Annotated in this window: 22 protein-coding genes and 1 tRNA gene; 2 read left to right on the plus strand and 21 right to left on the minus strand. The window is 42.5% G+C overall.

The features are described 5' to 3' along the window. Window positions 1–146: 146 nt before the first annotated feature. From MKX41_RS24500 to rpsF, 7 genes are all read right to left on the minus strand, one after another. The gene (locus MKX41_RS24500) at window positions 147–1,187 is read right to left on the minus strand and encodes an LCP family protein (protein ID WP_179085792.1); all 1,041 of its coding nucleotides are present in this window, start codon (window positions 1,185–1,187) and stop codon (window positions 147–149) included. A gap of 316 nt (window positions 1,188–1,503) precedes the next feature. Next, window positions 1,504–2,448 (minus strand): D-alanyl-D-alanine carboxypeptidase family protein, encoded by a 945-nt coding sequence (locus tag MKX41_RS24505; RefSeq protein ID WP_339244147.1) that lies wholly within the window; start codon window positions 2,446–2,448, stop codon window positions 1,504–1,506. A gap of 74 nt (window positions 2,449–2,522) precedes the next feature. Continuing rightward, window positions 2,523–4,253 carry an oligopeptide ABC transporter substrate-binding protein gene (gene opp4A, locus MKX41_RS24510; RefSeq protein WP_340973558.1) on the minus strand — a complete coding sequence of 577 codons (1,731 nt, stop codon included), beginning with the start codon at window positions 4,251–4,253 and terminating at the stop codon, window positions 2,523–2,525. A gap of 190 nt (window positions 4,254–4,443) precedes the next feature. Beyond that, window positions 4,444–6,396, minus strand: coding sequence for an endonuclease MutS2 (locus MKX41_RS24515; RefSeq protein WP_340973559.1), 1,953 nt, complete (start codon window positions 6,394–6,396; stop codon window positions 4,444–4,446). Window positions 6,397–6,946: 550 nt separating this feature from the next. Continuing rightward, window positions 6,947–7,219, minus strand: a complete 273-nt coding sequence (gene rpsR / locus MKX41_RS24520; RefSeq protein ID WP_036651767.1) for a 30S ribosomal protein S18 — start codon at window positions 7,217–7,219, stop codon at window positions 6,947–6,949. A 21-nt stretch (window positions 7,220–7,240) separates the two neighbouring features. Continuing rightward, complete coding sequence (gene ssb / locus MKX41_RS24525) at window positions 7,241–7,747, minus strand: single-stranded DNA-binding protein (protein WP_036677780.1); 507 nt, start codon at window positions 7,745–7,747, stop codon at window positions 7,241–7,243. A 48-nt stretch (window positions 7,748–7,795) separates the two neighbouring features. Then, window positions 7,796–8,080 carry a 30S ribosomal protein S6 gene (gene rpsF / locus MKX41_RS24530; RefSeq protein WP_036677776.1) on the minus strand — a complete coding sequence of 95 codons (285 nt, stop codon included), beginning with the start codon at window positions 8,078–8,080 and terminating at the stop codon, window positions 7,796–7,798. Window positions 8,081–8,295: 215 nt separating this feature from the next. On the opposite strand from rpsF, the gene MKX41_RS24535 reads away from it, so the two are divergent. Continuing rightward, window positions 8,296–8,493 (plus strand): YjzC family protein, encoded by a 198-nt coding sequence (locus tag MKX41_RS24535; protein WP_042131720.1) that lies wholly within the window; start codon window positions 8,296–8,298, stop codon window positions 8,491–8,493. Window positions 8,494–8,876: 383 nt separating this feature from the next. On the opposite strand, the gene MKX41_RS24540 is transcribed toward MKX41_RS24535, so the two are convergent. The 4 genes from MKX41_RS24540 to MKX41_RS24555 all read right to left on the minus strand — a co-directional run bounded on the left by MKX41_RS24540 (window position 8,877) and on the right by MKX41_RS24555 (window position 10,518). Then, window positions 8,877–8,967 (minus strand) — tRNA-Ser (locus tag MKX41_RS24540). Window positions 8,968–9,010: 43 nt separating this feature from the next. Continuing rightward, on the minus strand, window positions 9,011–9,223 hold the full coding sequence (locus MKX41_RS24545; RefSeq protein WP_042193044.1) for a DUF951 domain-containing protein: 213 nt from the start codon (window positions 9,221–9,223) through the stop codon (window positions 9,011–9,013). Beyond that, window positions 9,223–10,251: a mechanosensitive ion channel family protein gene (locus tag MKX41_RS24550; protein ID WP_340973560.1), complete on the minus strand. Its 1,029-nt coding sequence runs from the start codon at window positions 10,249–10,251 to the stop codon at window positions 9,223–9,225. The genes MKX41_RS24545 and MKX41_RS24550 overlap by 1 nt, the downstream gene beginning before the upstream one ends. A gap of 15 nt (window positions 10,252–10,266) precedes the next feature. Beyond that, window positions 10,267–10,518: a DUF3343 domain-containing protein gene (locus MKX41_RS24555; RefSeq protein ID WP_340975062.1), complete on the minus strand. Its 252-nt coding sequence runs from the start codon at window positions 10,516–10,518 to the stop codon at window positions 10,267–10,269. 118 nt (window positions 10,519–10,636) lie between these two features. Between MKX41_RS24555 and yyaC the strand changes: the two genes are divergently transcribed. Next, the gene (gene yyaC / locus MKX41_RS24560) at window positions 10,637–11,242 is read left to right on the plus strand and encodes a spore protease YyaC (RefSeq protein ID WP_042131724.1); all 606 of its coding nucleotides are present in this window, start codon (window positions 10,637–10,639) and stop codon (window positions 11,240–11,242) included. On the opposite strand, the gene MKX41_RS24565 is transcribed toward yyaC, so the two are convergent. The 10 genes from MKX41_RS24565 to MKX41_RS24610 form a co-directional block, all read right to left on the minus strand. Further along, the gene (locus MKX41_RS24565) at window positions 11,217–11,717 is read right to left on the minus strand and encodes a DUF4446 family protein (protein ID WP_340973562.1); all 501 of its coding nucleotides are present in this window, start codon (window positions 11,715–11,717) and stop codon (window positions 11,217–11,219) included. The two genes, yyaC and MKX41_RS24565, sit on opposite strands and share 26 nt — an antisense overlap. A gap of 20 nt (window positions 11,718–11,737) precedes the next feature. Continuing rightward, complete coding sequence (locus MKX41_RS24570; RefSeq protein ID WP_340973563.1) at window positions 11,738–12,898, minus strand: aminotransferase class V-fold PLP-dependent enzyme; 1,161 nt, start codon at window positions 12,896–12,898, stop codon at window positions 11,738–11,740. A gap of 110 nt (window positions 12,899–13,008) precedes the next feature. Beyond that, window positions 13,009–13,851 carry a ParB/RepB/Spo0J family partition protein gene (locus MKX41_RS24575; protein WP_042193054.1) on the minus strand — a complete coding sequence of 281 codons (843 nt, stop codon included), beginning with the start codon at window positions 13,849–13,851 and terminating at the stop codon, window positions 13,009–13,011. Beyond that, a complete protein-coding gene (locus MKX41_RS24580) occupies window positions 13,844–14,605 on the minus strand; it encodes a ParA family protein (RefSeq protein ID WP_042131728.1) in 762 nt (253 codons plus the stop codon). The genes MKX41_RS24575 and MKX41_RS24580 overlap by 8 nt, the downstream gene beginning before the upstream one ends. Window positions 14,606–14,814: 209 nt before the next feature. Beyond that, window positions 14,815–15,630 carry a nucleoid occlusion protein gene (noc, locus tag MKX41_RS24585; RefSeq protein WP_076285062.1) on the minus strand — a complete coding sequence of 272 codons (816 nt, stop codon included), beginning with the start codon at window positions 15,628–15,630 and terminating at the stop codon, window positions 14,815–14,817. 410 nt (window positions 15,631–16,040) lie between these two features. Then, window positions 16,041–16,766: a 16S rRNA (guanine(527)-N(7))-methyltransferase RsmG gene (gene rsmG, locus MKX41_RS24590; protein ID WP_339268038.1), complete on the minus strand. Its 726-nt coding sequence runs from the start codon at window positions 16,764–16,766 to the stop codon at window positions 16,041–16,043. Between the two features lie 3 nt (window positions 16,767–16,769). Next, the gene (mnmG, locus tag MKX41_RS24595; protein WP_340973565.1) at window positions 16,770–18,656 is read right to left on the minus strand and encodes a tRNA uridine-5-carboxymethylaminomethyl(34) synthesis enzyme MnmG; all 1,887 of its coding nucleotides are present in this window, start codon (window positions 18,654–18,656) and stop codon (window positions 16,770–16,772) included. Between the two features lie 38 nt (window positions 18,657–18,694). Continuing rightward, window positions 18,695–20,071: a tRNA uridine-5-carboxymethylaminomethyl(34) synthesis GTPase MnmE gene (mnmE, locus tag MKX41_RS24600; protein WP_042193063.1), complete on the minus strand. Its 1,377-nt coding sequence runs from the start codon at window positions 20,069–20,071 to the stop codon at window positions 18,695–18,697. A 109-nt stretch (window positions 20,072–20,180) separates the two neighbouring features. After that, window positions 20,181–20,915, minus strand: a complete 735-nt coding sequence (jag, locus tag MKX41_RS24605) for an RNA-binding cell elongation regulator Jag/EloR (RefSeq protein WP_042193066.1) — start codon at window positions 20,913–20,915, stop codon at window positions 20,181–20,183. After that, the gene (locus MKX41_RS24610) at window positions 20,912–21,778 is read right to left on the minus strand and encodes a YidC/Oxa1 family membrane protein insertase (RefSeq protein WP_042193068.1); all 867 of its coding nucleotides are present in this window, start codon (window positions 21,776–21,778) and stop codon (window positions 20,912–20,914) included. The genes jag and MKX41_RS24610 overlap by 4 nt, the downstream gene beginning before the upstream one ends. Window positions 21,779–21,858 lie beyond the last annotated feature (80 nt).

Raw genomic sequence — 21,858 nt, forward strand, 5'->3', positions numbered from 1 at the left:
TTCCTTTTACTACCATGCAAAATTATTAATACGTGGCAGCTTAATAATCGTTCCAATACATTATAGCATGAAGACAGTAAGCAGCAGCCATAAGAATGTGAATGGCTGCTGCAATTAATTATATGAGTTTGAACTCCACTTTAGAATTATTGCGTAACTGCTGTTGATTTAGGCTCCAGTGCATTGCTTGCTTTTCCCGGCTCAATTAGTTGATCTACAGGTGTTGCTGCACTCATCCAGTTGTCGATCATCGCCTTAGCTTCACTCAAATCCTCTTCATCAACGATATCATAGTAAACACCATCCATACGTTTACCTTCACCCATAACTGTGAAGCTTGAGATATCCATGCCTTTTCCGCCCATGAATTTTTTGGCTAGACTAATGATCATCGAAGGCTCTATATCGGTTTTGAAATTATCTCCCATAATATCCAGCAACTTCGGAATGTTGCCAATTTGACTGATCGATAACATTTTATTCGCTACAACATCAATAAAAACCTGTTGGCGTTTGGTACGATTAAAGTCACTATCCTCACGATAACGCGTATAGTTCAGTGCTTCTTGTCCGTTATAAAGCGACTTTCCAGCTTCAATTGTAAACTTTTCATGATCCTTACCCTTGTTCACAATGTCTTTCTTAATCGGCAGCGGAACGCCTCCAATAGCATCTACAGCATCCTTGAGTCCTTGGAAATTTATTGTCGCATAATATTGAATATCATGACCAAGCAGAGCTTCTAGAGAATCCTTGGCCATCTGTTGCCCCCCAAAAGCATAGGCATGTGTAATCTTATCCTTTTTATTATCCTTATGACCTATAATTTCCGTATACGTATCACGCGGAATAGAAATGAGCAGGATCTTATAGTCCTCAGGCCGAACAACAGCGTACATCATGGTATCTGAACGTGCCGTTTCATTATCACGTTGATCGGTACCTAAGAGCATAATTGAGAACGGATCGCTCTTGTACACAACCGGTTCTGGCTTAACCTTATTATCATCCTTAAGCGGCTGGTAAGATTCTTCCTTTAGCTTAGTTTCAACCCGATCAGACAAAAAGAGGTCAAAGGCTAATACAGCCAGGGAATTACGAAACAGAAAGCCTCCCGCTATAATAACAACAAGAACAATGAGGGCGATATATCTTTTCTTTATTTTTTTCATCTTTGATTCCTTCATTTTTGATTCCTTCTTTATTGTAGAATAATTGCTTGCCATATATATAATGCTTCCTGAATCTTTATCAGGCAGTCATGACTTTATTTCTCACGGCGATCAACTGACCCTTATTCCATTATCTTATTGTCCCCCCTTTCAAGAAATTCAGGTCATTCAAAATTATAGAAAAAAAAGTTTTTTGCGGTTCTAAAATAATGTGGACTAAAACAATATTTCTATTGTAATCACTAAATGGATAAAAAGAAACCACAAATAACGACATGAATAGGGAAAAAGCACCAAACCAAGTAATAAATACTGGTATGGCGCTCCGACTTTAGTTCCTAATTCTGAGCGGATTCATCATATGTTTAACCCGATCTCCGGATTGTAAACCACGGAAAAATCCGTAATCAAATAATTTTGCTGCCCCTTCAAATCGGCTCTCATAAGTCTTTGCCCCCATAACGACTGCAATAAGCCTATGCCCATCCCGCTGAGCCGAGCCTGCAATACAGTATCCTGCCCGGTTATTATGTCCAGTCTTTAAACCATCTGTACCCTCATAAGCGTAAATGCCACCCATAGCTGGCAACATGAAATTGCTATTACTTACATATAGCCCCTTATTCTTCAAATGCATTTGTGTACGGCTGGAAATATTGAGAATATCCGGATGATGATAGATTAGTGCGGCAGCCAATTTAGCGGTATCACGAGCTGTCATCATAGTCTCACCGCTGATATGCATATTCGGATCAGTGAAACCAAGATCCTTACCTGATAGGCCGGTTGCATTAGTAAATATTGTACGAGAAGATAAGCCTAGACTATGTGCCTTGTCGTTCATCATGAGCACAAAAGAGGCTTCTGAACCAGCCATATACTCAGCCAATGCAACAGTAGCATCGTTGGCAGAATAAATAGTGACTCCTTCGAATAATTCTCTTATAGTATAGAATTCTCCCCGCTTCAATGAGAGACTTGTGCCGCCCATTTTACTTGCATAGGCACTAATTGGGACCCTATCCTCCCATCTAATCATTCCAGAGGAGATTTGATCCAGCACAATCATTTCTGTCATTAATTTAGATACACTGGCCGGTGGCATGGGTACATCACCATTAATATCCACCCATATATCTCCGGTATCCATATCTAGAAGCACTGCTGATTCCGCGTCAATATTCGGTTTAAAACCAAGCCCAGTTGGCCTCCATACCGCAATTAAGACAACGACTAATACAGCTGCAATTGCCCCCACTACTATCCGTCTCTTCATCGTCGTCATCCTCCATACTATATATGACGAATGAAACTACAATTTGATTTCACTTTTCACAAAAAATTATTATTTTATTTTTCGTCCTCTTCCTTAATCCACCATTTATAAGGGTCAATAATCGTACTCATTGAATTCACGCGAACGCCCTGTAGGCGCTTATTTACTGGAACTATCGCTTTTCGTTCGGCAAAAAAGATCATAGGCACCTCTTCATTAACCAGCTTCTGCCACTCATAGTATATTTCTTTACGATAATCCATATCGTATGCCTTCATACTTACGCCTTCACGAATCAGCTCTTCATTCCGCTCGGAAGACCAACGGGGATAGTTCCATAGATCATTTTCTCTCCATAGACCTGTTGGATCGGGATCACTCGCTAACCCCCATACTCCGTAAAATAGTTCGATAGACGGATCATCGGCTTCCACTGCATCGTAGAAAGCATGGAATTCCTTTAAGGCTCCACCGTTCAGCTGTACATCGAGTCCAACATCACGCCAATTTCTTAAAATGGCATTAGTACGTAGCTCTGCTGTTTGACTGCCTAGCATAGAATCAAAATGGATCATCAGCTTCTGGCCCTTTGGGTCTTCCCGTAATCCATCACCGTCTAGATCCAAGAACCCAGCAGCATCCAGCAGTTCCTTGGCCTTTGTAGGATTATATAGATAAGCATTAATCTCAGTATCAGGGATCTTCGCCCAGCTAGTGCTAGATATTGGAGTCTCTACAGCCTCAGCTAGACCGTGGGAATATGCTTTGATGATCCCTTCACGATCTAAAGCATAATACATAGCTTGCCGTAATCTTTTGTCTTCAAATTTAGGGTTATCCATTACGATGGTCTCGGTTTCCGTATCCCAATGCCCGAATTTAAAACCTATATATTCATAGCCTAGCTCAGCAGTTTGCAGGATGTTAATGTTATCCAGTTCTTTTAGATCATCATAAGCATCCCGAGGGGCTGACTCTATGTCAATCTCTCCTGTTTGAAAGCGTTCAGCCACTTCCTTATCGTCAAATGCCTTATACACTATCCCATCCAATAGCGCTTTGCCCTTGTAATATTGATCAAAACGTTTCATTTCTACCCTCTGGCCAGGCTGAATATGTTCAACCTCAAAAGGGCCAATACCTATAGGAGATTTTCGCATCTGGTCACTTTCAGGCATATCTTTAACAGCAATTCCAGTATAGTATTTTTTATTCATCGGATAGGGCCACAGACTATCGATGGTGTTTACCCGTGCAGCAGTTACAGTTATTTTCAAAGTATAAGGATCTATAACCTTCAATCCGGATATGCCCTTCGCTTCTCCCTCATGATAGGCCTCTGCACCCTGAATCATTTCAACACTATAATAATGCGAGCCCGTATAATCTGGACTAGCAATAGTTTCAATTGCGAATTTCCAATCCTCTACCGTTAATTCATCACCGTTATGCCAACGGATTCCCGGTTTAATTTTAAAGGTAAATACTTTATGATCATCAGATTCCTGCCAAGAGGCGATATTAGGAACCGTCACTAGTTCATCATTTACCTGAAACATCGGCTCAGTAATAAATTCCAGCACATGAAAATCATCTTCACCTTCATAAAAAGCAGGCTCAAACAAACCCGTAAATGGTGAAGAGAATCCGTAGGTAACTACTCCACCAGCTTGTGGCTTATCGTCTACTATATTATGGCGCGAAGATAATGGATTACTGCTAGAAGTTGTTCTACTACATGCTGACAATAGAGTTGCCATCACGAGCAGCGTTAACAACAACCTGCATATTTTCTTATTATTCATGTGTTTCTTCCCTTCTCTAGTTGAACGTATATCTACATTTAAGTTATGGAACATAAATATTTTTACTGTAACAAAGTTTTATGGTGGTTACAATAACTTCTAAGCCCTAGGCCTTTACTCCTGCTTGAAATTCACTTATTTCGTTATATCTATAAAAAAGACCTGTCTCGTGGACAGATCTTCATTGAATCTATTCTTCATCTCTGTGTGTAATCGTTAAACCCTCAACATGTTTACGCTGCATCAACTTACGCTTTTTACGTGTATCCTTACTCTCAAAAATAATATCAAAGTCATATTCCTCCGGGTATAGCTCTTCTTTTGAAAGATAGGGCTTCAACCGCTTATGGTTAATTTTCATTTTTTGCTTCTGGATCATCACCCCAACCATTCCTAAATGATCTCTCTTCTCATAAACGATCCCTGTCCGGCCGAGTGACGTTACCACAACTGCATCTCCAATTTCAAATTGAATCAACTTCTCCTTGCTGCGGTCAGATGGAGCAGCCTTTTCTTCTGCGTTGCCATATTCCTCTACTGGAAGTGCAGCATATTCCTGTTCTCCATCTTTGCTGAAAAAACTTCCCCATGCCTCTCCGCTGCCTTTCTGTAGCCTTTGTTGCTGCGCCTCTACGATTTCCCATGATCTCTTAATAACGTTATCCTGTATCCCCAGCTTTTTAGCGATCTGCAGAGCGTAACTTTCCCCCGCTTCTCCAATCGTCAATCGATACAACGGCTGTAGCGTTTCTTTATCAAATTCCATTCGCGCATTTTGAAAGCCCGTCGTTGCGGCTGCAAAGGCTTTTAGCTCATTAAAATGTGTAGTAACAATAATATTCGCCCCTTTACGGCTCAGCTCTTCCAGAATCGCGATAGAGAGCGCAATGCCCTCCCCGGGATCCGTACCAGCCGCCAGCTCGTCAATGAGCAGCAGCACCCCCTTAGATGCATCTCTCAGCATTCCCTCAATACTCTTCATTTGCGCCGAGAATGTGCTGAGGGATTGTGCCAGACTTTGTCCGTCGCCAATTACACTGATTACATCCGTAAAAATAGTGAATTCGCTGCCCTCCTCGACCGGAATCAACAGCCCTGATTGAGCCATGATCGTCAGCAGCCCTAGTGTCTTAAGGACCACAGTTTTACCACCTGTATTTGGGCCTGTAATGATGAGGGATTTATACCCCTTACCTACCTCCAGATTGATCGGAATCATCCCCTTCAGCATGGGATGCCTGCCTCCATTCATCTTTAGAAAGCCTTTCGCATTCAGCGTAACAGAAGATGCCCCCAGCGTTCGTGCATATTTAGCTTTAGCAAAAATAAAATCATACGTGCCCGTAGCCTCAATATTAAGGTGCAGGGCAGCCTGTTCCTGTTCTACCAAGCTAGTCAGCATGCTGAGGATTACGGCTTCTTCTCGCGCCTCTTCACCCAAAAGTAAATCAAGTTCAATTTGGAGAGCAGCGATCTCGTCTGGTTCAATAAACACCGTCTGTCCACTTGTGGATTGATCAAGCACCGATCCTTTTATTTGTTTATGATATTCCCGTTTTACGGGGATAACGTAACGGCCACCTCGCTGACTATAAATATTCTCCTGCAAAATCGATTGATGGCGTGACATAATTCCGTCGATTTTTTTATGAAGACGTTCTTTAGCCACTACAATCCGTTTTCGAACTCGCTCTAACCCCTTGCTTGCTCCATCATCAATCGCACCAAAACGGATACAACGATCAATAGCCTCCCTCACGTGATTTAACTCCATCAACGAGGATGCATATGCAGCAATCCGCGGAGCGCTCTGTTCTTTAGAGGCCATATATTTGCGCAGTTGACTACAGCTCTTAAGAAATGTAGCAACCGCAGTGAAATCTTGCTCACTGTACAAATATCCAGTCCCCATTAATGACATGATCCACTCAATGCCTTCTAGTGAAGGAATGGGTACACTCGATCCTCGTTCCAGCAGTTCTTTAGCTTCAGAAGTTTCCTCCATTGCTCTTTGAATCGTCGGCAAATAGGTCATTGGCATAAGCTCTTCTACAGCTTTTTTTCCTACATAAGATACTGCGTGGCGCCCAAGCTCTGTTTTAATGATTTCGTATTCCAGCGTGTTTAGACTTTGTAAATTCACAGCAAATCCTCCTTCAAATCTCTATTGGTTTGGACTTAATTCTCCATAACGCAAAGAAGGGCAAAGAATGCCACTATGGCAGTCCTTGCCCTTCTTTTTATACTGATGCCCTCTATCGTCCTAAGGCCCCGAAATGAGAACAGGTGCCGAAAAACAAAAAAACCGTGCAATAAGAGCACGGTTAATTACAAAGAGAACAACAGCCGTAAAGAGGCCATTTGACGCTTCGTGTGTTCTTAACTAAATCATCCACCCGTAAGGAACAACAGACTGCTGCGTAATACGAACTCAAATAGAGCACGTAATCGCCTCATGACGAGCCTGCTAAAGCCTTCCTAATCAAGTGTTATGAAATTGCTAGTTAAGAACGGTCACCGACATCAAAATTTCCCCTTTAGTTATAGGATAGCTGTAATTTAACATAATAAAGTGCCAACGTCAAACGATTCAACGCCCAAATAATTCGATTTCATGCTTACCCTACTATTAATGCTTCCTTTTTTGCATACAAAAAAAGCAGCCGGTTTCCCGACTGCTTTTATAAAACGTCCTATTCCGTTGTGTAAGGAAGCAACGCGATTTGACGCGAGCGTTTTACAGCAATGGTAAGAGCGCGTTGGTATTTTGCACTTGTACCTGTTACACGACGTGGCAAAATCTTTCCACGTTCGCTGATGAACTTCTTAAGAAGTTCGGTATCTTTATAATCAATGTGAGTAATCTTGTTCACAGTGAAAAAGCAAACTTTTTTACGCTTGTTGCGTCCACCACGACGTGCCGGTCTTTTGTCGTTGTCGGCGCCTTCTCTTGGTTTAAAAGCCATATTCTTTTCAGTCCTTCCTAATTAAAATGGCAAATCATCATCCGATATATCAATCGGTTTACCATCGCCCGAAAAAGGATCTTGAGTATTGTTGTTACGCGAGAAATTATTGTTGTTATTTCCGCGTCCAGCGTTACCACCGCCACCATATGCTGGCTCTTCAGGCATACTACTTGCACCACTTGAAGTATTTCCACCTTCACGGCTCTGTGAAGATTCCAGGAAACGAACATTATCAGCAATAACTTCAGTTACGTATACACGTTTGCCTTCGTTATTCTCATAATTCCGCACTTGGATGCGTCCTTCCACTGCTGTCAGACGACCTTTGCGCAAGTAATTGGCACAGGTTTCTGCTAGCTGTCTCCAGGTTACAACCGGGATGAAGTCTGCCTCACGTTCACCGTTCTGGCCCGTAAAGTTACGATCTACGGCTAGCGTAAATTGCGTTACGGCAACACCAGCGGGAGTATAACGAAGTTCCGGGTCACGGGTCAACCGTCCGATCAAAATGATACGGTTCAACAATTCTGGTCCCCTCCTTTAGAGCGATTCATTACAAAGCTTGTCAAGATCTTAAGCAACGTCGTTCGTAATGAGATAACGAATAACTTCGTCAGAAATCTTCATAAGACGTTCTAATTCAGTAACTACTGCAGGTTCTGCATTGAAGTTAACCAAAACATAAACGCCATCACGGAATTTCTTGATCTCATACGCAAGACGGCGTTTACCTTGCACTTCGTGCTTTGTAATTTCCCCGCCATTGGAGATGATGCCTTGGAATTTATCGACTGCTGCTTGAACGGCTTCTTGTTCAATGTCAGGACGAATAATGTACATCACTTCATATTTGCGCATAATTTTCACCTCCTTATGGTCTGAGGCCCCTAATCACGTCAGGAGCAAGGAACGAGCACAAACATAGACTCGCACCTGATTAATATACCAAAATGAACAGCAGAGTGCAAGCAATATTAATACAGGACAACTCCTCCCCCTCTTTTTACATGAAAAAATCACTACCTGCGCACAATAATTACGAATTCATCTACACTAAAAAAGGAGGAATAATGATGGGTGAGAAAACGGAATATGAAGAAGGCGACAAGGCCCCCAATCCAGGTATGTACACAGAGGTAGGCGAAGCGCGAAGCTTCCATACTGAGATTTCGAATCCACAGCACATTAAAATGGAAAAAGGGGATACCTTCCCTGAGACCACCAACAAAAATCGAAAGTGGAAAAAGGTTGAAAAGGCGCGCGTACACTAGTTCGAGCATATTAAAAAAAAAAATGTGTATAAAAAAACCGACATTACACATACTATACTCAGGCAGTACAAAAGAGAGGTGTGGTTCCGTTGGCCGTCGTAGACGAACACAATCACAGGAGATCTGATTCAGCATCTATTGTAAGCTGGGAAAAGTAGTGGGTTATTGCCTTAAAAAAGCATTAGCCTCAGCAACGCCTAAATCACTTTAGTCGCTATAAACAGAGAAAATTCCAAACATCATTGATGTACTGCCTCCTGAAGAAGGACCCGAAAGGGCCCTTCTTTTTGCGTTATATATTATCCTGTATATCGGCTATTATAGACACAAAAAAACCTCCGTTACAGGAACGAAGGATTCATTAAATGTTATATATGCTGAAGTGGCGGAGAGGGTGGGATTCGAACCCACGCACGCTTTGACACGCCTAACTGATTTCGAGTCAGCCCCCTTGGGCCTCTTGGGTACCTCTCCGCAGCAAAAATAATTGTATCATGCAGACATGCCATTTGCAAGCTTAATTATTGTCTGTATTTTCCTCCGCAGAGCGCAGTACCTTCTTCATATTCTTCTCGAATTTAGCACGGGGAATCAGAACACTATGCTGACAGCCTGTACATTTAATTCGGATATCCATCCCCATGCGAATGATTTCCATCTCATTAGATCCACAAGGATGCTGCTTCTTCATTTGCACTATATCCCCAAGCTGAAAAACTTTACGTTCCACTATTCTTCCCCCTCTTCTCCTTCTTGTGTTGCTGCGATTTGCCGTCTTGATCCAGCGTTTGCCGACTCTGTAACTTCTAGTGCATGTTCTGTTTTCGCAAGATCTATTTCAGCCTTTGCCTCTGCCTCTACTGTCTTACGTGCTTCTTCTTCAGCTTGAGCCAGTTCCAGCATGCTCTGTTTCTCTAATGCCTGCTTTATGTCGCTCTGAATTTGTCTTTCCGCTGCATCTCTTGCATTAGGAGCACAGCTGGCAGCTATACGAATCACATATTCCGAGGTACTCATGGACTGTATTCCGAGCACGTTAGGGTAAGCAAGCACATTGGAGTTACGTTCTTCTATTCCTTTTAGCGCCTCGCCAATTAATCCTAACGTGGCTTCCAGGCTTCGCTCCATTTTAACAGGAACATCAACTACAGCCAATGCATTGGAAAGAGAATAGTTCGTCACATTCGTAATTAGTCCATTAGGGATAATAAATACTTCTCCGGTTGCACTTAACAGTCTTGTTGTTCGCAATCCGATTAATTCTACAGTCCCTTTATAAGTACCTGTCTGAATTACATCACCAACTGCAAATTGGTCCTCCAAAATAATAAAGAACCCTGTAATAACATCCTTCACCAGACTTTGTGCTCCAAAACCTACTGCCAGACCAAGTACACCCGCTCCGGCCAATAAGGGTGCTAAATCGAAGTGAAACTCTGAAAGAACGAGCATGATCATCACAAAATTACAGATAACCGTTACTACATTTTTCATCAATTCCCCTACCGTAGTAAACCTTCGTGTGTTAGACAGAATTCTGCCACCCGTTTTACGTTCAAGCGAACGATCAATAATATTAGAAACAATCTTAATAATAACCCTAGTTAAGAGAAAAATAATAAGAATTCGTAGTCCTGAGAATAAAACATTTGCCCACATATCAGCATCGGTAAACCAATTCCACACCTTATCTTTAAAACGCAAGGCATCTTTTACAGCATCACCGGGAGTAGTAGCCTCTAATATCCACCTATTCATATTGTATAGTCCTCCCTACCTCTCAATCAGTATGTAGTTCTCGTTGTGTTTTCCGTAGATACCGCGTATTTCGATATTCTGTTCCGTTACTATCCTTTGTACCTCTTCCAGTGCACTTTGATAAAACTGTATCGATATCGCGCATCCTGCCGTGATCTCTTTCGGGGTTGGAAATATATCAATTTCAATTTCCGCATACTCAAGCAGCATTTCAGCACGAAGCGCCTGCTGGGTAGAGTCAAACGCGATCAACATCTCATCCTGCATATACGTTACGCCTCCCATAGGTTTATCGTCCTATCTCTTGCCGCTGTAGTATAAAACCCCTCTTCTATCCATATACTAGATACCATCAAATAGAATCAGCTTCAGAAAGGAAGATGGTATGAATTTTTCATCCAAAGCTACATCAGCGCAAGAAACGTCCTGTTTAAAAATATCACATACCGATCCCGATATCTATTCTGCTATTACTCACCGGCTACTGTTTCACTTTGCACGTACACGCCCGGAAACACAGATTGTCGTCATTTGTGTAGGTACGGACCGATCCACAGGAGATTCTCTTGGCCCTCTAGTTGGCACTGCATTGTCGCGTTTTCATAGTCCGTTGTTTCATTTATATGGAACTCTTGAGGAGCCTGTCCATGCCGTTAACCTTGAGGAAACTCTATCCCTAATCAACGAAAGATATAGTAACCCCTTTATCATCGGTATAGATGCTTGTTTAGGTCACTCTACTAGTGTGGGATGCATCCAAGTCGTTGAAGGGCCTTTGAGGCCAGGTGCTGGCGTAAATAAACAATTGCCGCCGGTAGGTGATATCCATTTGACAGGAATCGTTAATGTCGGCGGCTTTATGGAGTATTTTGTATTACAGAACACGCGATTAAGTTTAGTTATGCGATTATCTGATATTATAGCTACGAGTCTATATTCTGCCTTAAAGCAATGGAATCTTCATGCTAGGTCCGCTGCAACGCGAGAGTAACTACTTCTTTTTCTTCAGGTGATAAGACATATTGTGATTCGCCATTCTGCATAGGTTTAGAGTAAATGTAAGAATTCTCACGATTATGAAGACTGGTTAATACAATACCACTACTGTTGTCATCCAGTATAGCGACTGAGAAACTCAGATCATTGCCACGTTCACCAAAGGCATTATAACGCTTCAGCGCAATATTGGACTTCATGCCACGCATTCTAGTTTGAGTTGCTTCTAATACGTTTTTTTGCTCACGTTGTTCTTCTTCCAGCATGTCGCTTTGGTTCTTCAGATCAATTAGAAGGCCTTCCAGATCCTCCACACCGCTCCCAGCCATCATGGTCTCATATTTACGCCGCATAGCACGCAGCTTAGCCCCCTGGGCGATCACAGTGATTATCAGCACTAACATAATTACTGTAAAACCAAACACAAACCACTGCAACTGCTCACTAATTAATTGATTTAATTCAGACATGAATGGACCATCCTTTTTATTCATCTGCTGCGGGCATTGCCATATAACTCATCCATAGCAGCCAGCATTCTGCTTATATTATGCTCTGTCGTATCTACACCTACACTCGCCCGAACAGCACCACTCTCTAGCGTGTCAACCGCCTTATGTGCCAAAGGGGTACAATGCATACCCGCTCTGACCGCTATTTTATAATCACGATCTAGACGGTGAGCAATATTCGCCGATTCTTCTCCATCTACCACAAAAGATACAATGCCAGTTCTCGGAGCCCCTAGAGAGGGTCCTAATATTCTAATGCCTGGGATGTTGGACAACCCTTCCATTAGCTTTTGAGTTAATGTCCATTCACTCTCATGGATAACTTTCGTCCCTAAAGATTGTACCTTTTGAACACCTGCTAGTAAACCGGCAATCCCTACCGTATTTTGCGTCCCCGCTTCATACCGATCTGGACGAACAGAGGGCTGTTCACTATTTTCAGATTGACTACCTGTCCCTCCATGCATTAAGGGTTCAAGATCCAAATCAGGTGATATATAAAGTCCGCCGGTTCCTTGTGGTCCAAGCAGCCCTTTATGCCCCGGAAATGCCAATAAGTCTACATTCATTTTTTTAACATCAATATCAAGTGAGCCTGCACTTTGAGCTGCATCCACTAGAAACACAGCACCATGCGATTTAACGATATCACCAATATCACCGATAGGGAGTATACTTCCTAGTAAATTGGAGCTGTGATTGCAGATCACCACTTTGGTATTCGGCTGGAAAGCATTTTTGAGTTCTTTTAAATCCAATTGCCCTTCACGATCCACTTTTAGATAGTCAACTTTTATCCCAAGTGTCTTACGCAAGTATTCCAGCGGCCGTCTCACAGAATTGTGTTCTGTCATCGTTGAAATCACGTGATCTCCCGCTTTAAGCGTCCCTCTGATCGCCATATTCAAACTCATCGTAGTATTATGGGTAAAAGCTATATTTTGCGCATTAGATACACCGAACAATCCCGCCAGCACACTCCGCGTCTTCACTAACACTCGACCGCTTCCTATCGCTAGAGAGTAATTACCTCTACCAGCATTCGCTCCTGACTGCAGAGCATTCATCATCGCAGCTGCAACCTCTGGTGGTTTCGGCCACGAGGTAGCTGCGTGGTCCAGATATACGAAGTCTTCCATAACCTCGCTCCTCGTCTATTACCCTTTTTTAATCAACTTATTCAAAAAAACATACCCCTAATTATCCGATTAAGGATATCTCAGGATATGTTCTTGGCATAGATACCCATTTAGTTACCCAATAATTCCAACAATCTTTCTAAATCCTGAGCACTGTAGTAATTCAGTTCAATCTTCCCTTTTTCCTTACCCTGTTTAATTTTCACCGTTGTTTTAAAACGTTCACGCAATACTTCCTCTACATTATCAATATAGGGATCACGTTTAACAACTTTGACTTTAACTCCATTAGTAGGTTTTCGGTCCAAGTTCTTCACTGTTTCTTCTAGCTCTCTTACACTCCACTGTTGTTCCACGCATTGTTCGGCCAGTTGTTTAATTACTTCTGGATCCTTTAAAGCAACAATTGCCCGCGCATGCCCCATTGACATTGTTCCACGTGAAACATATTCTTTTACTTCTTCAGGTAAAGAAAGCAATCTTAGGAAGTTGGCGATATGAGATCTGGACTTCCCTACCTTAAGCGAGAGTTCTTCCTGCGTAAGTGAAAACTGATCCATTAAGCCTTGGTAAGCCACTGCAATTTCCATTGCATTTAGGTTCTCACGTTGCAAGTTCTCGATTAATGCAATCTCCATGACTTGCTGATCACTAAGATTTCTAACGACTGCTGGAATTGTAGCTTTGCCACAATACTGCGAGGCACGGAATCTGCGTTCGCCGGCAATGATCTCATACCCCTTCAATACGCTACGAACAATGATCGGCTGAATCACGCCATGTTGTCTGATCGATTCCGCTAGTTCTTGAATGGCCTCTTCATTAAAGTCTTTGCGCGGTTGATATGGATTAGCCCGAAGTTGAGCTAAAGGGATCTCAACTACCTTATCATCTTCATTAATTGATAAAGATGGAATTAGCGCATCCAGACCTTTTCCTAATCGTTTACTCATAAGAAATCACTTCCTTTGCCAACTCTAAATACACTTCCGCTCCTTTAGAGCGAGGATCATAAGTAATAATGGATTGTCCATGTGACGGCGCTTCACTTAACCGGACATTCCGAGGGATAATCGTTCGATATACTTTTTCTTGGAAATACTTCTTAACCTCTTCTATCACTTGAATTCCCAGATTGGTCCGGGCATCAAGCATAGTCAATAATACTCCCTCTATCTTCAGATGCGGGTTGAGATTTTTTTGCACCAGACGAACGGTGTTTAAGAGCTGACTCAAACCCTCAAGCGCATAATATTCACACTGGATCGGGATGATTACCGAATCCGCTGCAGTAAGGGAATTGATTGTTAAAATGCCAAGTGAAGGAGGACAATCGATGATAATATAATCATAATTGTTTTTAACCGCATTCAGCGCCTTTTTTAGCTTTAGCTCTCTGGAAATCGTCGATACTAACTCGATTTCCGCACCCGCTAATTGAATGGTCGCCGGAATGATATGCAGTCCTTCATTTTGAGTTTCCAGTATGGTTTCTAGAGGATTTACCTCATTTATAAGAATGTCATATATACAATTCGCCACGTCCGCCTTGTTGACGCCAACGCCGCTAGTAGTGTTACCTTGAGGATCGATATCAACTAGAAGCACTCTTTTTCCTAATGTAGCCATACCGGCACCTAGGTTCACGGAGGTTGTTGTTTTACCGACACCGCCTTTTTGATTTGCTATGGCAATAATCTTGGACACTTATTTCACCTCGAATAGTTAGGAAGAATCTTCTCGTAGATCGCAAGTACAAATGTTCCTGACGCTGAGATAGCGTCACACTTTATGAAGAATATAGACAACTATTATATACTGGAACTTTAAATTACAGGCCTGGCCAACACATCCCGGTTCTAGCCACACCAAAGGCGGCCAATCACCTCAAGGCCGCCTTTAGCTTTTGAAACAATTTATCTTTTGGGGATTTGGATTACAATCTCGTAATGGTCACCACGGTCATTTTCTGACGTTTTGATTTCCATCCCTGAGCCTGACACCATATCAATAGATTGACGAATTGTATTAAGAGCTAGACGAACATCCTTGGTATAGGAGACCCGCTTTGATTTTTTAGTTTGTGAGACTTGTTTGTAGAAAGCAATACGAGCTTCTGTTTGTTTAACATTTAAGCCTTTTGAAATGATTTCTGCCAACACTTTCAGTTGCATCTCCACACTATCGAGTGATAATAATGAACGTGCATGTCTTTCAGAAATCTGACGCTCCATTAACGCCGTCTTAACCTCTTCAGGTAAATTAAGTAAGCGAATTTTATTAGCTATGGTAGACTGACTTTTACCTAGTCGTTGTGCTAAGCTTTCTTGTGTCAATTGATGAAGATCAATTAACTTTTGATAAGCAACAGCTTCTTCAATAGAGGTCAAGCCCTCACGCTGTAAGTTTTCTATAAGCGCAATAGATGCGGCCTGTGAATCATTGAATTCACGAACAATGGCTGGAATCGTCTCTAAACCAAGCTTTTTGACCGCACGCCAGCGTCGTTCACCTGCGATGATCTCGTACACGGAATCTCGCATGCGTACAACTATGGGTTGAATGACCCCATGAGTTTTAATCGTCTGGCACAACTCATCGATCTTGTCGTCATCAAATATCGTCCGTGGTTGGTAAGGACTGCTAATGACCTCATGAACTGGTATTTGTTTAATTTCTTCTCCGCTGCTCCGCTCGGTAAATCCAAATAGCTTGGTAAATTGTTCTTTCATTCCGTTCATAACCACCTAATTTCGTTATAGTACGATCTTCTTGACCTTCTTCTCGGAAAGCGTATCGTACAGCAATAAAAAACATTCTGATATTATGAAATGGCCTGCAGCAATCAGGCATCATAATCTCTCCTTCTTTCGAACAAGAGTACAGAGAAGGAGTTATATACAAAATTAAAAGTCTACTATGCTATTCTATCACTTTTCTCTACATAATCATATTCTCCGTAAAGACCTATTTTTCCTGCATTTTCATAATGATAGCCGCTTAATAAACATATCATTTTAGTTTATCTTTTAATTAATGTTCATTTAAGATCGTTATCGCAATTCCACTCAAAAAAGGTCATCCTCTAAAAAGAAGATGACCTTAAATATATTTGCTAATCTATAATGTTTCACGTGAAACATTATTTGATAAGTGGTGTTTTGGCAGGAATTCCCGCTTTTCGTGGGTACTTAGCAGGAGTTGCACCTGTCTTACGAATAATGACAATATGTCGCGCCGACTCTTCCACAGGCAAGCTGAACGACTCTACTTTACCAAGTTGAGCACGAAGCTCTTTTAAGCTGTACTTCGCCTCACTTAATTCTTCTGATGGATCGCTTCCCTTCATGGCAGCGAAAACTCCATCCTTACGTGTGAAAGGAAGACAAAACTCATTCAATAAGGATAATCTTGCCACCGCACGCGCAGTCACCAAATCATAGGCGTCACGATGCTTGAATTGCCGGGCAATATCCTCCGCACGCCCATGAATCAATTGCACATCAGTTAATTTCAACGTAGTACAGACATGCTGCAGAAAAGAGATTCTTTTACTTAATGAATCAATGATCGTAAGTTTTAAATGTGGAAAACAAATCTTAAGCGGAATACCTGGAAACCCGGCTCCCGAACCGATATCTGCCAAATTGTTTATCTCATTGATATTAAGGAAAAAAGCTAGAGAGATCGAATCATAAAAATGTTTCGTGTAAACCTGCTCACGCTCTGTTATTCCAGTGAGATTCATTTTTTCATTCCAGGATACGAGTTCCTTATAGTAAAGATCGAATTGCTCCAATTGTTCTGCTGTAAGTGTGATGCCTCTTTCTTGTAAAAGCTGAGTGAATTGAACTTCCGTATTATCCATAGATTATCCTTTCGCCGCGGTTACCCGGTTGTAATGCTCGAGATATACGAGGAGAATAGAAATGTCGGCAGGTGTGACTCCCGCAATCCGAGAGGCCTGCCCGATAGAGATTGGACGGATCTTAGTCAGCTTCTGACGCGCTTCCATCGCTAATCCATGGATTTCATTATAATTAATGTCATCTGGAATTTTCTTCTTCTCCATCTTTTGCAAGCGCTCCACATGTTGGAGCTGTTTTTCAATATATCCGGCATATTTGATTTGGATTTCCACTTGCTCCTTCATTTCTGCATCCAGCATTTCCGGTGATGGCGAGACTTGATCTACGAAGCTATATACAAGCTCTGGACGCCGCATCAAAACAAGCAAATTACTGCCGTCTACAATAGGTGCCGATTCATATTGCGCTAGTACATGGTTTACCTCAACAGGTTTAACCTTTGTCTCTTGCAGACGAACAATTTCACGCTCCACCCGTTCTTTTTTATCCGTGAAGTTATCGAAACGTTCCTGTGTAATCAAACCAATGTCGTAACCGATAGGTGTAAGTCTTAGATCTGCATTATCATGGCGAAGCAACAAACGATATTCTGCACGTGAAGTAAGCAGACGATAAGGTTCATTAGTGCCCTTAGTCACCAGATCATCAATGAGTACACCAATGTATCCCTGTGAACGATCTAAGATTACGGGTTCTTTGTCTTGCACTTTGCGTGCTGCATTAATTCCAGCCATTACACCTTGGCCAGCTGCTTCTTCATAACCGGAAGTACCATTGATTTGTCCAGCAGTGAAAAGACCTGGTAAACGTTTAGTTTCAAGAGATGGCCATAGCTGTGTAGGAACCATTGCATCATATTCAATAGCATAGCCGTTACGCATCATCTCTACCTTTTCCATACCAGGGATGGAACGCAGAATCGCCAGCTGTACATCCTCAGGAAGACTAGTCGACAGACCTTGTACATAGTATTCCGATGTATTTTTTCCTTCTGGCTCTAAAAAGATCTGATGCTTAGATTTATCACTAAATCTTACTACTTTATCTTCAATAGATGGGCAATAACGTGGACCTGTTCCTTCAATAATACCCGTAAACATCGGCGCACGATGAAGGTTGTCATTAATAATCTGATGAGTAACCTCAGAGGTATAAGTTAACCAACAAGGAAGCTGTTCATTGTTGGATGATTTCGTTTCAAACGAAAAGAATTTAGGCTCATCGTCGCCGGGTTGAATTTCTGTCTTCGAGAAATCGATCGTATCGCGATGTACACGTGGTGGTGTACCTGTCTTAAAACGCACCAATTCAAAACCAAGCTCCCGCAAATTCTCAGATAGCTTCACTGATGGCTGTTGATTGTTAGGTCCACTCTCATATGTCAGTTCACCCATGATCACTTTACCACGCAGGTAAGTACCTGTAGTCAGGATAACAGTCTTACTATGGTATTCCGTTCCTGTCTTCGTAACTACACCCGCACAACGTCCATCCTCAATGATTAAACGCTCAACCATCCCTTGACGAAGCGTCAAATTAGGCGTTTTCTCCATCGTTTCCTTCATTGTATGTTGGTACAAGAACTTATCAGCTTGTGCACGCAATGCATGCACCGCAGGTCCCTTCCCTGTGTTAAGCATACGAAGCTGAATAAAAGTCTTATCTATATTACGGCCCATTTCTCCGCCTAGCGCATCAATCTCACGCACCACATGTCCTTTGGCAGGTCCGCCTATGGACGGATTGCAGGGCATGAATGCAACCATATCCAGGTTAATTGTGATCATCAACGTGCTGCAGCCCATTCGTGCTGACGCTAGAGCTGCTTCGCAACCGGCATGACCGGCGCCAATGACGATTACGTCATAGTTGCCTCCATCATAACTCATGTCCTGTTTCCCCCTAATGTTATATTAAAATGTAAAACCTATTTTCCTAAACAAAATTGTGAGAATATTTGATCTAACAACGAGTCCGCTGCCGTATCGCCAATAATTTCACCGAGTTGTTCCCATGCTAGCCGTACATCGATTTGAATCATATCAATTGGAATATACTGTTCCGCCGCATCGTATGCATCCTGTAGTGATTTATAGGCTTTTTTAAGCAGTGCAATATGTCTCACATTACTTACATATGTCAAGTCACCCGATTCCAGCTTTCCACCAAAAAAGAGTGTCGAAATGGCATCTTCAAGTTTGTCTAGACCTTCCTCTTCCAGAACAGACATCGGTACGATGTTGGACTCCTCAAAGAACGAGAGCAACTTATCCTTATCCAGTTTGGGCGGTAAGTCCATTTTATTCATGATCACTAGGCATTGTCTACCGTGGATTTGTTCCATCAATGCCAATTCGTCCTCATGCAGCTCTTCGTTAGCATTTAGCACAAGTAGAATCAGATCCGCATCACTAACTGCCGCCTTGGAACGTTCTACGCCAATCTTCTCCACTACATCCATCGTTTCACGAATTCCCGCCGTATCAAGCAGCTTAAGCGGAATGTTGTTTATCGTTATATATTCTTCGATGACATCACGTGTTGTTCCAGGAATATCTGTTACAATCGCTTTGTTATCACGTGCTAACGCGTTTAATAAAGAAGATTTACCAACATTGGGACGACCAACTATAGCTGTCGTTATCCCCTCACGAAGAATTTTCCCTTCATTAGAAGTCTTAAGAAGCTTTGTGATTCCTTCCATCACTTCACTGCTTTTATCTTTAATAAACTCAGCTGTCATGGATTCTACATCATGCTCTGGATAATCTATATTCACTTCGATATGAGCCAGCATCTCAATAAGTGTATGGCGCAAAGCATGAATTCGATCCGACAAGGATCCACTAACCTGCTTTAAAGCCACAGAAAACGCACGATCCGACTTCGAGCGAATGAGATCAATAACTGCCTCAGCCTGTGATAAATCAATACGTCCACCCAAGAAAGCACGCTTGGTGAACTCACCCGGCTCGGCTAACCTTATCTCCTGCTGAAGAAGTAAGTCCATCACCCTTCTTACAGAAATTACACCCCCATGAGCACTGATCTCTACTACATCCTCGGTCGTAAAAGAACGTGGGCCCTTCATTACGGTTACAAGTACTTCTTCCATCTTCTCTCCGTTATCCGGACTAACGATATGCCCATAATGAACGGTATGCGATTCCGCTTCAGTTAACGGAACTCGGCTACGAAACAAAGGTGCCACTTGGGAAATAGCCTGAGGGCCACTTACCCGAATAATAGCAATTCCTCCCTCGCCTAATGCCGTCGATACGGCAGCAATGGTGTCACTAAGCATGCTGTTTTTCACCCCAAAACCTATATTTTTTTGATCATAAACGGTCTTATATTGTTAAAAAAGCAATGACCCCTTACATTGGTCAAGGAGTCATTGCATCATATAGTCTTTACTTCAAAGTTATAACGACGCGGCGATTTGGCTCTTCACCCTTACTAAGGGTATTCACTTGCCGATGATCCTGTAATCGGGAGTGAATAATTTTCCGCTCCTGAGGTGACATCGGTTCCAGTACTACCTCTTTACGAGTCCGAATGACACGACTGGCTAAACGATCAGCCAGCTCTTCGAGAGTTTTTTTACGCCGCTCACGGAAGTTCTCCGCATCTAGCACAAGCCGTATAAAACTGTCGGAGTAACGATTAGCTACGATATTAGCCAAATACTGCAGAGCATCGAGAGTTTGTCCTCTTCTACCAATCAACAGTCCCAAATCTGGACCTGATATCTGCAGAATCGTGGATTCCTTGGTGTGGACGATTTCGACTTCCACTTCGAGCCCCATGCTCTTAGCGACATCCACAATGAAATGAACGGCTTCTTGGTAAGCTTCCTCCACCGGTTGTCCGGAATCTTGGCGTGGCACACCGCCGTTAGCCTCCTGTTTGCTCTCTCTTGTTGACTGCTGAGGCAGTGACGGAGCACTCGCCGCTGATGCCGGTGCGGCTTCGGCTATCAAGGTTAACTCAACCTTGGCACCTTTCGCACCGATCAATCCCAGGAATCCTCTTGATGGCTGCTCAAGTACGTTGACCGTTACCCGGTCCTTTTGAACTCCAAGCTGGGTTAGTCCCCGTTCTACAGCTTCTTCAATGGTTTTCCCTGTTGCGACGACTTTGCTCATTTTGACTTTTTGGCTCCCTTCGATGCTTTACTGCCGCCTTTGCTCTTCACAGCAGTTGAGTCATCTGTACTTTTCACAGCACTTGCGATTGCCAATTTATGTTTATCGTTGTTGCGATATAAGAAATAGTTCTGAACAATAGTGTAAATATTACTGTATACCCAGTATAGCGGCAATGCTGCTGGGAAGTTGTAGGACATAACGAAAATCAGAACTGGATAGATCATCATCATGAACTGCATTGGCCCTTGTTGTTGCATCGGGTTCATTTTAGTCATCATTCTAGTTTGTATAAATGTTGTTAATGCTGCAAGCACTGGTAAGATAAACAGATGATCCGGCTTACCTAGCTCCAGCCATAAGAAGGAGTGCTCCCGTAGATGTGGATTATAGTAGATCGAGTTGTAGAGAGCGATAAAGATAGGCATTTGTACGATCAGCGGTAAACAACCCGCCATTGGATTAACCTTATTCTCTTGGAACAAACGCATCGTTTCTTGCTGCACCTTTTCAGGTGTGTCTTTATATTTTTTCTGGATCTTTTGGAGTTCCGGTTGAATGGCTTGCATTGCCCGCGAGCTCTTCACCTGTTTAATCGTAAGCGGAAGAATCAACGTGCGGACAATAATAACCATCACAAGTACGGCTAAACCATATTCTCCGTTAAACCAATCAGCAAACTTGTCCAAGGCAATGGCGAAATAATACACTACATTACTTTGCCAGAAGCCTCCATTCTTTAAATCCTCCGTAGTGTGCGTAACAGCAGCTGACGGAGCGCATCCCGACAGAACAGCTAACGACAACACCATCACTGTGATGAGGAGAAACCATTTTCCCCGTCTAGTCTTCATTAGAGACACTTCAAAACCCCTCTCTTGAACATTCCATTCCACCGTAAATCATACCATAATTATGAATACAAATAAACAAGCCTCTTATG

Source organism: Paenibacillus sp. FSL R5-0475, assembly GCF_038004585.1.
Classification (GTDB): Bacteria; Bacillota; Bacilli; order Paenibacillales; family Paenibacillaceae; genus Paenibacillus_AQ.

Bases quoted from the DNA above. Each gene is read 5' to 3' on its own strand.
- MKX41_RS24570 (WP_340973563.1), bottom strand. From the start codon at position 12,898: ATGGAAGACTTCGTATATCTGGACCACGCAGCTACCTCGTGGCCGAAA.
- MKX41_RS24535 (WP_042131720.1), top strand. From the start codon at position 8,296: ATGGGTGAGAAAACGGAATATGAAGAAGGCGACAAGGCCCCCAATCCA.
- rsmG (WP_339268038.1), bottom strand. From the start codon at position 16,766: ATGGATAATACGGAAGTTCAATTCACTCAGCTTTTACAAGAAAGAGGC.
- mnmE (WP_042193063.1), bottom strand. From the start codon at position 20,071: ATGCTTAGTGACACCATTGCTGCCGTATCGACGGCATTAGGCGAGGGA.
- MKX41_RS24500 (WP_179085792.1), bottom strand. From the start codon at position 1,187: ATGAAGGAATCAAAGATGAAAAAAATAAAGAAAAGATATATCGCCCTC.
- opp4A (WP_340973558.1), bottom strand. From the start codon at position 4,253: ATGAATAATAAGAAAATATGCAGGTTGTTGTTAACGCTGCTCGTGATG.
- MKX41_RS24575 (WP_042193054.1), bottom strand. From the start codon at position 13,851: ATGAGTAAACGATTAGGAAAAGGTCTGGATGCGCTAATTCCATCTTTA.
- MKX41_RS24505 (WP_339244147.1), bottom strand. From the start codon at position 2,448: ATGAAGAGACGGATAGTAGTGGGGGCAATTGCAGCTGTATTAGTCGTT.
- MKX41_RS24565 (WP_340973562.1), bottom strand. From the start codon at position 11,717: ATGTCTGAATTAAATCAATTAATTAGTGAGCAGTTGCAGTGGTTTGTG.
- jag (WP_042193066.1), bottom strand. From the start codon at position 20,915: ATGAGCAAAGTCGTCGCAACAGGGAAAACCATTGAAGAAGCTGTAGAA.
- mnmG (WP_340973565.1), bottom strand. From the start codon at position 18,656: ATGAGTTATGATGGAGGCAACTATGACGTAATCGTCATTGGCGCCGGT.
- MKX41_RS24550 (WP_340973560.1), bottom strand. From the start codon at position 10,251: ATGAATAGGTGGATATTAGAGGCTACTACTCCCGGTGATGCTGTAAAA.
- rpsR (WP_036651767.1), bottom strand. From the start codon at position 7,219: ATGGCTTTTAAACCAAGAGAAGGCGCCGACAACGACAAAAGACCGGCA.
- yyaC (WP_042131724.1), top strand. From the start codon at position 10,637: ATGAATTTTTCATCCAAAGCTACATCAGCGCAAGAAACGTCCTGTTTA.
- rpsF (WP_036677776.1), bottom strand. From the start codon at position 8,080: ATGCGCAAATATGAAGTGATGTACATTATTCGTCCTGACATTGAACAA.
- MKX41_RS24555 (WP_340975062.1), bottom strand. From the start codon at position 10,518: ATGCAGGATGAGATGTTGATCGCGTTTGACTCTACCCAGCAGGCGCTT.
- noc (WP_076285062.1), bottom strand. From the start codon at position 15,630: ATGAAAGAACAATTTACCAAGCTATTTGGATTTACCGAGCGGAGCAGC.